Genomic DNA, 13,227 nt, shown 5'->3' with positions numbered 1-13,227 from the left:
TCGCGTAACTTTGTTACTTTATAGTTTACCACTTAAATATTAAAATATTCTATTTTTTTAGCCATCACAATTTAGCGGTAAATATAAAGTTATTATATAATAGTGTTCTTATTCTAATAAACTTGAAGGTTTTTCCTTATAAAAGATATATTCCATATGTAGCGCCCTTGTAAGAACTACATATAATATTTTCTTGTCTAACTCATTATCACCATAACTTTCTTCGTCACAATTATAAACAATACTACAATCAAACTCTAAGCCTTTAGTCATATAGGAGGGTATAATTATTCTTTCTGATTGAAAATTTTTATCAGTATTTTTTATTAACTCCCAATCATTTTCGCTGTACTTTTTAAGTTGAGTTTTTATATATTTGCACTCCTTAAAGGTTTTTCCAATAACTGCAATACTTTTCTTTCCACTTATCTTTACACTTTTTACTATTTCATCTAATTTCTCCACAAACTCTTTTTCAACACTGTAACTTATTAAGTCTGGCTCTTTCCCATGTCTTAGTACAGGCCTCGCTGGAGTTATATAATTTTGTTGCTTTTGAAGTACCCTATTTGCAACATTTATTATTTCTATAGTAGATCTATAGCTTTGAGTCAGTGGAATATAATTCGCTTGTCCTTTAAAAACCTCACTAATAAGCTTTTGCCAACTCTCAATGCCCTTATAATAGTAGATACCTTGCCCAATATCACCTACAATTGTGAAAGAATCATTAACTGCAATGCTTTTAAGCATCAATAATTGAAAATTACTATAATCTTGCGCTTCATCTATTACAATATGAGAAAAATTGAATTTATCTAAACCTTCAACCTTAAGCTTCAAATAAAGTAAAGCTGCTAAATCATCGCTATCTATAATACTACCACTGATGCTTGCAATAGTTTCAGATTTAATAAAATCATATAACTTTGTGCCTATTTTGCCTTCTGTAAGTTCAGTGAAAACTTCTTCATCCATAAGTAAATTAAAATATAAATCAATTATGCTCTTTTGGGACCATTGTTTAAAATACTCATCCATGGCTTTTTTAGCATTAGCATTGAAATGCTTTTTTTCCTCATCCCTTTTATCATAAAGTTCAATAATTTTTTTTCTTTTAGAAGTTTCATCCTTAATATCTCTTTTAGCGCTTTGAATGGATCTCTCATAGGCATAATCTATCTTTTCGAAGACTTCTGGAATTATAACCTTTAATTTCAAGTTAAAATATCTCTTAATCTCCTGTTTTCTTTTATTTAACGGGAAGTTTATTAAATCCTTAGAGTATAATCTTTTTATTTCATTTGAAGTAAATAATATATACTCCCCCACCATAATATCCTCAATTTGAATATCTTTATTTTCTATATATTTTAAGTATCTATCCATAATACTTTTATATGTCATACTTCCTTTAAATTTGCTACTAGTAGTTATAAATTTCACTTTTTCCTTATTGCTCTCTTCCATAACTAAGGAAAATTTCATATCCTTAGTGTGAATTTTGCCACTATATTTTAAGATGTTGCAAGCAATATCCTCAAAGGTGCTTTGCTTAACTCCACTTACCCCAAGACTAGGTAGTATATCAGAAATATAATCTAAGAATAGCTTATTAGGCGCTATAACTAAAATCTCATGGGTAGTTAAGTTTTCACTATATTTATACATGAGGTATGCTAGCCTATGTAGTGCAACTGTAGTTTTTCCGGAACCTGCAGAACCCTGTATTATCATTACTGTATTTTTACTTGCCCTTATAATTTCATTCTGTTCCTTTTGAATTGTAGCTACAACATCTTTAAGCTTGCTTCCTATGCTTTGTTCTAAATTTATCTTTAAAAATTCATCTACTAGTGCATTATCCTCAGTTTCATCACTTGAAGATCTTAAAATTATATCATTAATACCTTCATCGAAAGCATTTTCTAATTTTTCATTTTCAATAAGAAATTTACGTTTTAGAGATAGCACACCGTCAACAAAACCTATAGGTGCCTTATAACTAACCTTACCTTGCTGCCCACTATAATACAATTCTGCAATGGGCGCTCTCCAATCAATTACTTTTTCTTCTCCCTCACTGCTATCATTTAAACCAAATTTGCCTATATAATAGCTTTCCTTATCTCTCCGAGCCTCACTAAAATCAATCCTTGCAAAATATGGTTTATGAGATGCTTCACTGTACTTTTGTAAATTTTTATTTGCAAACTCATATACCTGCTGTGTTAAAGCTAACTCTTCATTATATGTGCCACCAGAACTTTTCTTTAACATAGCTACTTTTTTTTCTAATTCTTCATGTTTTTCAGCTGCTAAATTAACTTGCTCACTTAGCCAGTCTACAGTTTCCTCTAGTCTACGCTTTTCTAATTCCATTTCACTCTTATCTATTGCCATTACCTCGCCCCCATTCCTATACTTTGATTTACAATTATATAATTTATCACATTAAATGTCAATTTGTGCTTGCATACCCTAAAAAAGTAATTATACAATATGAGGATCTACTCTACTTTATCTCAAATGCCCTATACTATATATCACAAGTAAGTAAAATTTCTTTAAGAAAATTTATGAATTCCTTAATAATAAAAATACCAAATCATATAATTTAGTAGTATGAAATTTAAGGGGGTATTTATGAATATTTTAATAACTGGTGCAAAAGGTAATATTGGAACATATCTTTGCAGCGTCTTGTCAAAATCACATACTATATATGGGTTAGATAAAACTCAGCTTAACATAATGGATAAAATAACTACTGAGAAAACTCTGAATGAATTAAAGCCTGATGCTGTAATTCATACTGCAGCCATAACAAATAAATATATTTGTGAATACAATGAAGATTTAGCCTATGGCGTAAACACTGTAGGAACTTTAAATATTGCTACTTGTTGTAATTCCCTTAACATTCCCATATTATATCTATCAAGCACAGATGTATATGGTGATATTAAATCTTCACCCTACATTGAAAGTGATGAATGTACTCCAATAAATGCATATAGTAAGAGTAAACTCGGAGCAGAAGAATTAATCCAAACTATTTGCAGCAAATATTTTATTATTCGCAGCTCAAATATATTTGGTGGCAATGATTGTTTTGTTACAAAACTTCTAAAAGGTAAACATACAGCAATTTATCTGTTTTCAAATCCCACTCTTTCCATAACTAATATTGAAGATTTGACCGCAGTGATTCAGAGGCTTATAGTCACTGATAAATATGGAGTATATAACTATACCAATGAAGGTTGTTTATCAAAATCACAGCTAATAAATAGTATAATAGAGTTTGGTAATCTTAATGTTCCATTGGTTTTAAACTCAGATAAACTTCTATTTAATCTCATCAAAGAACCTAAGTATACCTGTGTTAATAGTTCTCTTATAAAAAACTCCCTTGATATTGAAATTCCGCCTTGGAATGATAGACTTAAGGACTATATTAATAAGCAAATTTAGAATAGACTAAATCAGTTTACTATGGAAATCTTAAATTTTCTATCTTCATTGACATTTAGACACTTTCGGAATAGAATATCAGTATAGATATACCCACTATGGGTATGGAGGTGTTCTATGTTAACTATAGATGACAAAGCAATTAATGCTATACGAAAATCGAATTCAGTTTTAGTGGTTAAGTCTGTACTAAATTCGTGTGGTTGAGGAGGAACACCTACAAGAAGTCTCTGGATTGAGACTCAGAAAAATTTTTCTCCTTCAGAACAATTTATTTTAATGGAATATGAGGGCGTGAAGGTGTACCTTCATAAAAGCCTTATCCTAAATAAAGATATACACGTATATCAGAAGTTAAAAATCCCATTTTTCGGCTCCATATATGGAGTAAAAGGCGTTAGATTATAATATTCTATAGTTCAAGAGTTTTTCTTGGATTATGCTATAACGAAAAGTATATATCGCTAGAAATGCGTTTACGACGCCAAGTAATTCTAAGGCTTGTTCGAACGCATTTTACGCAATATATACTTTTGTTGCATACTCCAAGAAAAATATTTTATTTTACGGAATAATAATGTATAAATTATACATAATCATACAACATTATTTCAATATACAATTTACGGTAATAATGGTATATTTAAATAAAACTTATGAGGTTTAACATTTATAATTAGTATAAAACAAATATACAAATTCATTTATATTAAAATATAAAATTTAAGAATAATAAGGGGATAATAGTATGATTAAAGAAATTGAAACACGCAGAAGTATAAGAAAATACAAAAATAAGCCTGTAGAAGATGAAAAGATTCTTCAGTTGCTTGAAAGTGCCAGAATTGCTCCATCCGGCAGCAACACACAACCATGGCACTTTATTATAGTCAAATCAGAGGAAACAAAACAAAAAATATCAAAAGTATCTCATGATCAAAAATGGATGAACGCTGCTCCTATACATATCGTATGCGTTGCAGATATACGTGTAAGAATAAATGAAGACATAGACATATCACTAAATGAGAATAGTCCAGAACCAGAGCTTAAGCTTATAATTAGAGATACAACTATTGCAATAGAGCACCTAGTACTTGAAGCTGAAAATTTAGGCTTAGGTACTTGTTGGGTCGCTTGGTTTACTCAAGAAGAAATTAGACCAATATTAAATATTCCTTCAGATAAATATGTGGTTGGTATTATTCCTATTGGTTATTCAGATGAAACACCAATAGCTCGTCCACGAAAGAAATTCGAAGAAATAACACATTATGAAAAATGGTAAAATTTAATATATGAATCAAACCTGTTAATTCGCAACTTCCTTAAGTTTCGTCACAACTGTAAAAAAGCACGAATACGAAGAATTCACAAAATTAAACATTTTACATAGGCCTACACACATAAAGAATTCATTATCCTACCATCATCGAGGGTAAATCCTAATACTTTTCGAACAGCAATTTCTTTTCTTTTATCTAATATCCAAAACAGTGTCATTGCTATTATATTCACTATAGACACAATAAAAATTAATGCTGATACCACAATTACAGTTGTTACACTAGTAATTGAAGTATCATTATCATTAATAGGAAGGGGCTGTCTCAAAATAGAAAGTGATTTCTATTTTGAGACAGCCCCTTTTAAAAAAATATTTGATCTAAATTTTAAACCCAAGGGCAGTTACTTCGGATTTTCCTTGTGCATCAGCCCTAAAAACTTGAAAAACTCTCTCAGCAATATTTATATATACTTTATGATAACCCGTAGTATCGGTTATTGCAAGCTCATTACCTTTTGTTGTCATTATTTTTAACTATTAACTAAATTCTTCATACTTAAATCTAAAACTCTAAAAGAGTGAGTCAATGCCCCTACAGAAATATAGTCAACTCCACAACTCGCAACTTCCAAAATATTATCTAATGTTACATTTCCAGATGCCTCAATTATAGCTTTTTTATTAATTACCTCTACGGCTTTTTTCATAGTAAGAGAATCCATATTATCTAGCATTATAATATCGGCACCAACTTCTAAAGCCTCATTAATTTGCTGCAAAGTTTCAACTTCAACTTCGATTTTTTTAACAAAGGAAACATTCTGGCGTATAATACTAACTGCTGCTTTTATTCCACCCGCAGCACTTATATGATTTTCTTTTATTAGCACACTATCAGATAAATTGTATCTATGGTTACAGCCTCCACCCATTTTTACAGCATATTTTTCAAATATCCTCATATTAGGCGTAGTTTTTCTTGTATCCAAAATCTTCACGCCACTGCCTCTTAATTTATCTACATAAGTTTTAGTTAACGTTGCAATTCCACTCATTCTTCCAAGAAAATTTAATGCTGTTCGCTCCCCTGTCAATATATGTTTTGTTTTCCCACTTAGTTGTGCAATACACTGCCCTTCACACACTTCATCTCCATCTTTTTTAAAAAACTCTATATTCACCTCTTCCAGTATTTTAAAGACCCTCTCAAATACAGGAAGTCCAGCAATTATTCCATTTTCTTTAGCTATTAAATCAATACTACAATTACACTCATCACTTATAATAAATTCTGTTGTAATATCATTTTGAGGTACATCTTCTTTTATTGCCTCTATAAGAATATCATCAATAATTAACCAATTCATTCCTTATACCCTCTCCCATTTTCTTAAATTTATCTACAACTATAGTTTTATTAATTTCTCTATAATCCTTAATCCCCTTTAAATCATTTAAATCTTCATAGTTTAAAAGGTCAGTACTATCAATTGACTTATTTATAAACTCTGAAGCTCTTCTAGAAAAAACTAAGGCCTCCAATAGTGAATTACTTGCTAGCCTATTTGCTCCATGTACTCCCGTGCAGCTCACCTCACCACAGGCAAATAAATTCTCCATAGATGTTCTAGAACTTAAGTCAACAGCAATTCCTCCCATGTGATAGTGTTGTACTGGCGTTACTGGAATTTTGTTTTTTGTAATATCTATACCCCTTTGCAAACAATGATTATAAATACCTGGGAACCTATTAGTTATATAATCTTTGCCTTTAAATGAAATATCTAAAAATACAAAAGGCAGACTACTCTTTTTTTCTTCTCCATAAATTGCCTTAGCAACTACATCTCTTGGTAGTAGTTCGTCTACAAATCTTCTACCATATTCATTTAGAAGTTTGGCGCCTTCACCTCTTAGTGATTCTGATATGAGGAATTTCTCACAATTCAAATTATCATCATATAGTGCAGTTGGATGAAATTGAACATAGTCTAAATCAGAGGTTTTAATCTTATGTCTCAATGCAATAGCTATGCCATCCCCCGTTAAGCTTCTTCTATTAGTTGAATTTTTAAAGAGCCCTCCAATACCACCTGTTGCTAAAACAGTTGCCTTAGAATAGATATTTATTCTTTTTTCACCTTTAGTTGCAATACCTCCACAGCAGATATTATTTTTAGTAATAATATCAACCAAGGTAGTATTTTCTAATATACTCACATTTTTTTTATTTCTTAATGCTTCTAGCAAAGATAAAAAAAGTTCTTTTCCGGTTTCATCCTTTTTATGGACAATTCTACTTATGCTATGGGCACCTTCCTTTGTATATTTAAATTCGCCATTTTCCCTGTCAAAGCTTACTCCAAGATCTTTTACTTTATTTATATTATCTATGGATTCATATACTAGAGTTTGTACCGCTTTTATGGAATTTTTAAACTTCCCTGCTTTTAGTGTATCTTGTATAAACAAATCAAAATCACTTTGATCTCTAGCTACTGAAATCCCACCTTGAGCTAGAAATGTGTTACATTTATTTACTTCATCCTTAGTTATTAGAAGTATATTTAAGTCTTCTCTTAAATTCAATGCAGCATATAAGCCCGCTGCACCAGTTCCAACTATTAGCACATCTACAAAAATATCCATTAAATCACCTTGCCATTTCATGCATTGTATTTAGACATTTCTGTGCTGCGCGTCTTACATCTTCATCTAAGGTTATTTCATATTGTTTACTTTGAAGACTATTATAAACATCATCTAAGGTAGTTTTCTTCATACTTTTACAAATCATAGGTGTCTTCGGTGTTATAAATTGTTTATTAGGATTTTTATTTTTAAGTTCATAAAGTATACCTTCCTCTGTTACAATCATGTACTTTTGGCCGCTGTCTTCACTGGCAAATTTAATTATATCTCCAGTGCTTCCTATAAAGTCAGCTAGTTTCCTAATTTCACTATTACATTCAGGATGAACTAAAATTTTTATATCTTTGTCCGAATTTTTCACTTCAATAATCTCTTCTGCCTTTACAAATTCATGCACACAGCAAAAACCATTCCATAAAATCATATCCACATCGGGAGCTTTTTCATTTATATATTCACCTAGATTTTTATCTGGTATAAAAATTATTTCATCCTTATCTAAGCTATTAATTATTTTTAATGCATTGGAAGAAGTACAACATATATCGCTTTCGGCTTTAACTTCTGCTGTTGAATTTATATAACAGATAACCTTTGCCTTTGGGTGCTTCTTTTTAAGCTGCCTAACATCTTCCCCATTAATCATATCTGCCATAGTACATCCCGCCTCTATATTGGGAAGAAGCACTGTTTTTTCTGGTGAAAGTATTTTTGCACTCTCAGCCATGAACTTTACCCCACAAAATACTATTGTATTTTCATTACATTCTTTGGCTATTTTACTAAGATAATAAGAATCTCCTACGAAATCAGCTATCTCTTGAATATCATCATTCTCATAATAATGCGCTAGAATCAAAGCATTTTTTTCTACTTTCAATTCATTAATCTTTTCTTTTAACTCTTGCATTTATTTATACACCTCTTTATATACATGTATACAAGTGTATATACACCTGTATTCCATACTATAATAGCATTTGTGTAGAAATATATCAATATGTAGGTAAAATAAAAAGAGCATCCCCTATGATATTAATAATCATGGGCACACTCTTTTTCACAGTATTTCTTTTTTTGATAATTATTGTAAAGTTCCAGCCTCTAAGATGCTAAGTGTTTAATAATTCTTTAGCATCCTAGGAGAAATACAGTACTCGTAAAATTATTCTTATATTATGCTAACAAAAGTATATATTGCGTAGAATGCGTATGAGCAAGCCTTAGTAATTCTTAACTAATTTTAGTATCTTTTACTAAAATTAGTTTAGAATTACTTGGCGATGTGAACGCATTCCTAGCAATATATACTTTTAGTTAAAGCATAATATAAGAATAATTTTTACTCTTCTTCCTCTTCAGCTAGCTCGTACATTTCCTCAGCCTTAGACATATATAGTATTCCATCTAAATGATCAATCTCATGGCAGAAGGCTCTTGCAAGCAACCCTTCAGCTTTATAAGTTACTGGTTTTCCTTTAATATTCATTCCTTCCACTGTAACATTTGTAGGTCTAAAGACTTCACCCTCATGTCCCAAATAACTTAAACAACCCTCATAATCCTTTTCATTTCCTGACTTTGCTGTTATTTTAGGATTTATAACTATTATCGGTTCTTCTTCTTCATTGCCTAAATCAATTAAGATAACCCTTTTTAAAACGCCTATTTGAGGAGCTGCAAGGCCTATACCATTACCCTCATAAAGTGTATCCATCATATCGTCTACTAAGTTTAATATTTTACCGTCTACCTTGAAAACCTTGTCACAAATCGAATTAAGACGTTTGTCCCCATATTGTAAAATCTTTCTAACTGCCATATGCATTCTCCTCTACCTTATATTAATTGCTTTCCAAAGCAATAAATTTTAGTTTATTATATTTTATATTCTATTATAAATAGCCCTATACATCAATATATATTTTCATCAAAAAAAATTAAGGTGTCACAAAACCACCTTAATTTCATCATGATTACCCGCTGATTCTCTTTGCTTCTGCTATTCGTTGGGTTTCTTCCATCATGCTTTTAACCTTCATAAGTCTAGTTAAAGCACCTCTTTCATTTTCACCAAGCTTCATTTTTATATACTTTATGGTTTCTTGAAGTTGAGGTATTATCATATATTCCAGGGCGTTAACTGTTCTTCTGGTTTTTTCAATTTCGTCTGCCATTAGCTGACAAGATTTTTCTACTTCTGCAAGTTCTAAAAGCTTTGGAAGAATTAAATATAACTTTTCTATAGCTCCATCAAGCTCTCCAGAAGTATTCGCAAATCCATAAGGATATATGCTACCAGGATCATCTTCTAATTTTCTTTTAAATTTCATTATGGGAACATTAACACTCATAAGATTTTTTGTTGCAACTTCTACAGAAATACTTTCTTTTGGGTAGGCAATGGCCTCCTCTAGAAATTCTGAAGACATTAATGCACTTGCCATAAGAAAATCCTTATAAGAATTTTGTAATTCTTCTTCAACTTTTTTCCTAAGTTCATTGTTATGTTTTATAAGATCAATAAACCTTCTCATAAGCTCATCTTGTTTATCTTTTAATAATTTATGTCCACGAGTTGCTGTACCTAATCTTTTTTTAAGTTTAGTAAGCTCCATTCTAGTGGGATTGACATTTAACCTTGTCATGCTTACTCACCCTCTTTTTTAGGTAAATATTTTTCTACATATTCATCTCTAATTCTCTTAAGTTCATTTCTTGGTAGAATAGATAGAAGCTCCCATCCTAAATTTATTGTTTCATCAATAGTTCTATTAGTTTCAAATCCTTGCGCTACGTACTGCTTTTCAAAAGCATCTGCAAATATTGCATATTTTTTGTCTGCCTCAGATAAAGCTGATTCTCCTAATATAACTGCTAGCTCTTTTGCTTGCTTACCTTGAGCATATGCAGCAAATAATTGATTCATTGTATCAGCATGATCTTCGCGTGTTTTACCTTTACCTATACCCTTATCTTTAAGTCTTGATAGTGAAGGTAGAACATCTATTGGAGGCATAATTCCTTTTTTATAAAGCTCTCTGCTTAAAATAATCTGTCCTTCAGTTATATATCCTGTAAGATCTGGAATCGGATGAGTTATATCATCTTCTGGCATTGTAAGTATAGGAATTTGAGTTATTGAACCTTCGAGTCCTTTAATTCTTCCTGCTCTTTCATATAATGTAGAAAGGTCAGTATAAAGATATCCTGGATATCCACGTCTACCTGGAACTTCTTTTCTTGCAGCTGAAACTTCACGTAGAGCCTCACAGTAATTTGTAATATCCGTCATAATTACAAGAACATGATATCCTTTTTCATAAGCAAGATATTCAGCTGTAGTAAGCGCCATTCTAGGTGTAGCTATTCTCTCAATTGCCGGGTCATTTGCAAGATTCATAAACAATACAGTTCTATCAATAGCACCAGTATTTGTAAAATCGTCTACGAAAAATTGTGCTTCCTGAAAAGTTATTCCTATGGCTGCAAATACAACAACAAATTTCGAATCTGAATTTACTACCTTAGCTTGCCTTGCTATTTGAGCCGCAAGTTGCGCGTGTGGAAGACCTGATCCAGAAAATACTGGTAATTTCTGTCCCCTAACTAGTGTATTAAGTCCATCAATAGCAGAAATACCTGTTTGAATAAACTCTGAAGGATAATCTCTTGCCACCGGGTTTAGTGCTTCTCCATTAATATCCAGTCTCTTATCAGGAATAATTTTAGGTCCGCCGTCTTTAGGCCTTCCAAGACCGTCAAAGACTCTTCCAAGCATATCTTCTGAAACACCAAGTTCCAGTGGTCTTCCTAAAAATTTAGCTTTACTACCCTTTAAGTTAATTCCTGCAGAACTTTCAAATAACTGAACCATTGCTTTATCTTCATTTATTTCAAGTACTTTTCCGCTACGAATTTCACCATTTTGTAGCTCTATTTCTACTAGTTCATCATATCTAACGCCTTCAACTTTCTCTACAACCATTAGTGGTCCTACAACTTCTGATATGGTTCTGTATTCTTTAATCACGAGCAACTCCTCCTTCCGTTATTAATTTTTCTATTTCGTCGGACAAGGCTATAAATACATCATCAATTTTTGACATTTCAGTTTCTGCAATATATTTTACTCTTGCTATTTTATCTCTTGCTTCCATTTTTAATATCTTATCTAAATAAACTCCTGCAGTCAAAGCTTTTTCAGATTCAACATGGAATGCTATAACGAGCTTTAGCATTTTATATTGTTTATCTAAAGATGAATATGTATCAACCTCATGGAAGGCATTTTGTTGTAGATAATCTTCTCTAATTGACTTTGCAACTTCTAATTTCAATCTATCTTTTTCAGAAAGAGCGTCTACACCTACAAGTCTTACTATTTCATCAAGCTTTGATTCTTCTTGTAGAAGAAGCATGGCTTTAATTCTAAGTTCAGTCCAATCCTCTGCTACGGTATCATTCATCCACTTAGCTGTTTGATCTAAATATAATGAATAAGAATCCAACCAATTTATTGCTGGAAAGTGTCTTCTATAAGCAAGTTGGGCATCTAGTCCCCAAAACACTTTAACTATTCTAAGAGTTGCTTGAGTAACTGGCTCAGATAAATCTCCACCTGGAGGTGATACTGCACCAATAACTGTAATTGCTCCTTCGCGTTTACCATCTCCAACGCAAACTATCTTTCCTGATCTTTCATAAAAATCAGCTACACGTGAACCAAGATATGCTGGATATCCCTCATCACCTGGCATTTCTTCAAGTCTTCCAGACATTTCACGTAGTGCCTCTGCCCATCTAGACGTAGAATCCGCCATTAATGCTACAGAAAAACCCATGTCTCTAAAATACTCTGCAATAGTTATACCTGTATATACAGAAGCTTCTCTAGCTGCAACTGGCATGTTAGAGGTATTTGCAATTAACACTGTTCTTTTCATTAATGATTCGCCTGTTTTTGGATCTTTAAGTTCTGGAAACTCATTCAAAACGTCTGTCATTTCATTTCCACGTTCACCACAACCTATATAAACTACTATTTCAGCGTCTGCCCATTTCGCAAATTGATGCTGAACTACAGTTTTTCCACTTCCGAAAGGACCGGGAACACATGCAGTACCACCTTTTGTTACTGGGAAGAAAGTATCTATTACTCTTTGACCTGTAACTAGTGGCTCTACTGGATTTAATTTTGTAGCATAAGGTCTTCCACGTCTTACTGGCCATTTTTGCATCAAGGTAATTTGCACAATACCCTCTGAAGTTTGCACCTGCGCAACTGTATCTTCTACAGTATACTCACCTTGAGTTATAGAAGTTATAGTTCCAGAAATCCCCTTGGGTATCATTATTTTTTGAGTTATAACAGTAGTTTCCTTAACTGTACCTATAACGTAACCATAAGAAACTTCATCACCAACCACAGCCGTAGGAACAAACTCCCATTTCCTACTTCTATCTAAAGGCGAAACATTTACACCTTTTGTTAAATAATTACCAGCTATAGCTCTTATTGCATCAAGTGGTCTTTGAATACCGTCAAACATTGATTCCATAAGTCCTGGTCCAAGTTCCACACTTAATGGTTCTCCAGTAGACACTACTGGATCTCCTGGTCCTAGGCCTGATGTTTCCTCATATACTTGAATGGAGGCTCTATCTCCTCTCATTTCGATAATTTCGCCAATAAGACCTTTTTCTCCAACCTTAACTACGTCATATATATTAGCTTCGTCCATGTCTTTTGCAACAACTAATGGGCCAGAAACTTTTACAATTTTACCGATTTTCAAGTTATCTCCCTA

At 32.2% G+C, this 13,227-nt stretch carries 12 protein-coding genes; 2 read left to right on the top strand and 10 right to left on the bottom strand.

Annotation, left to right across the window (positions count from 1 at the left end; translation table 11 throughout):
• Positions 1–108: 108 nt before the first annotated feature.
• A complete protein-coding gene (gene helD, locus Ctaglu_RS17260) occupies positions 109–2,403 on the bottom strand; it encodes an RNA polymerase recycling motor HelD (RefSeq protein WP_125003971.1) in 2,295 nt (764 codons plus the stop codon).
• Positions 2,404–2,646: 243 nt separating this feature from the next.
• Here helD and Ctaglu_RS17255 point away from each other — a divergent pair, with 243 nt between their 5' ends.
• Positions 2,647–3,477 (top strand): SDR family oxidoreductase, encoded by an 831-nt coding sequence (locus tag Ctaglu_RS17255; protein ID WP_185732782.1) that lies wholly within the window; start codon positions 2,647–2,649, stop codon positions 3,475–3,477.
• Between the two features lie 748 nt (positions 3,478–4,225).
• On the top strand, positions 4,226–4,765 hold the full coding sequence (locus Ctaglu_RS17250; protein ID WP_125003967.1) for a nitroreductase family protein: 540 nt from the start codon (positions 4,226–4,228) through the stop codon (positions 4,763–4,765).
• 110 nt (positions 4,766–4,875) lie between these two features.
• On the opposite strand, the gene Ctaglu_RS17245 is transcribed toward Ctaglu_RS17250, so the two are convergent.
• The 9 genes from Ctaglu_RS17245 to Ctaglu_RS17210 form a co-directional block, all read right to left on the bottom strand.
• Positions 4,876–5,091, bottom strand: coding sequence for an FtsX-like permease family protein (locus Ctaglu_RS17245; RefSeq protein ID WP_185732780.1), 216 nt, complete (start codon positions 5,089–5,091; stop codon positions 4,876–4,878).
• A gap of 52 nt (positions 5,092–5,143) precedes the next feature.
• Positions 5,144–5,290 carry a hypothetical protein gene (locus Ctaglu_RS25315; RefSeq protein ID WP_185732778.1) on the bottom strand — a complete coding sequence of 49 codons (147 nt, stop codon included), beginning with the start codon at positions 5,288–5,290 and terminating at the stop codon, positions 5,144–5,146.
• Positions 5,291–5,295: 5 nt separating this feature from the next.
• Entirely contained in the window at positions 5,296–6,132 is an 837-nt protein-coding gene (gene nadC, locus Ctaglu_RS17240; RefSeq protein WP_125003962.1) for a carboxylating nicotinate-nucleotide diphosphorylase, read from the bottom strand.
• Positions 6,113–7,414, bottom strand: a complete 1,302-nt coding sequence (locus Ctaglu_RS17235; RefSeq protein ID WP_125004059.1) for an L-aspartate oxidase — start codon at positions 7,412–7,414, stop codon at positions 6,113–6,115. Before Ctaglu_RS17235 ends, nadC begins: the two co-directional genes overlap by 20 nt.
• A 4-nt stretch (positions 7,415–7,418) precedes the next feature.
• Positions 7,419–8,327: a quinolinate synthase NadA gene (nadA, locus tag Ctaglu_RS17230; protein ID WP_125003960.1), complete on the bottom strand. Its 909-nt coding sequence runs from the start codon at positions 8,325–8,327 to the stop codon at positions 7,419–7,421.
• A 432-nt stretch (positions 8,328–8,759) separates the two neighbouring features.
• Positions 8,760–9,239: a peptide deformylase gene (gene def / locus Ctaglu_RS17225; RefSeq protein ID WP_125003958.1), complete on the bottom strand. Its 480-nt coding sequence runs from the start codon at positions 9,237–9,239 to the stop codon at positions 8,760–8,762.
• A gap of 154 nt (positions 9,240–9,393) precedes the next feature.
• Positions 9,394–10,065, bottom strand: coding sequence for a V-type ATP synthase subunit D (locus Ctaglu_RS17220; RefSeq protein WP_125003956.1), 672 nt, complete (start codon positions 10,063–10,065; stop codon positions 9,394–9,396).
• 2 nt (positions 10,066–10,067) lie between these two features.
• Complete coding sequence (locus Ctaglu_RS17215) at positions 10,068–11,450, bottom strand: V-type ATP synthase subunit B (protein WP_125003954.1); 1,383 nt, start codon at positions 11,448–11,450, stop codon at positions 10,068–10,070.
• On the bottom strand, positions 11,443–13,215 hold the full coding sequence (locus Ctaglu_RS17210; RefSeq protein ID WP_125003952.1) for a V-type ATP synthase subunit A: 1,773 nt from the start codon (positions 13,213–13,215) through the stop codon (positions 11,443–11,445). The genes Ctaglu_RS17215 and Ctaglu_RS17210 overlap by 8 nt, the downstream gene beginning before the upstream one ends.
• Positions 13,216–13,227 lie beyond the last annotated feature (12 nt).

The sequence above is a fragment of the Clostridium tagluense genome, from assembly GCF_003865095.1.
GTDB lineage: Bacteria > Bacillota > Clostridia > Clostridiales > Clostridiaceae > Clostridium_AD > Clostridium_AD tagluense.
Note: the sequence above shows the minus strand (reverse complement) of the source record. Positions and strands in the feature narration are given on the sequence as shown.

Coding starts and splice junctions, on each gene's coding strand:
- nadC (WP_125003962.1), bottom strand. CDS start 6,132: ATGAATTGGTTAATTATTGATGATATTCTTATAGAGGCAATAAAAGAA.
- Ctaglu_RS17220 (WP_125003956.1), bottom strand. CDS start 10,065: ATGACAAGGTTAAATGTCAATCCCACTAGAATGGAGCTTACTAAACTT.
- Ctaglu_RS25315 (WP_185732778.1), bottom strand. CDS start 5,290: ATGACAACAAAAGGTAATGAGCTTGCAATAACCGATACTACGGGTTAT.
- Ctaglu_RS17255 (WP_185732782.1), top strand. CDS start 2,647: ATGAATATTTTAATAACTGGTGCAAAAGGTAATATTGGAACATATCTT.
- def (WP_125003958.1), bottom strand. CDS start 9,239: ATGGCAGTTAGAAAGATTTTACAATATGGGGACAAACGTCTTAATTCG.
- Ctaglu_RS17250 (WP_125003967.1), top strand. CDS start 4,226: ATGATTAAAGAAATTGAAACACGCAGAAGTATAAGAAAATACAAAAAT.
- nadA (WP_125003960.1), bottom strand. CDS start 8,327: ATGCAAGAGTTAAAAGAAAAGATTAATGAATTGAAAGTAGAAAAAAAT.
- Ctaglu_RS17235 (WP_125004059.1), bottom strand. CDS start 7,414: ATGGATATTTTTGTAGATGTGCTAATAGTTGGAACTGGTGCAGCGGGC.
- helD (WP_125003971.1), bottom strand. CDS start 2,403: ATGGCAATAGATAAGAGTGAAATGGAATTAGAAAAGCGTAGACTAGAG.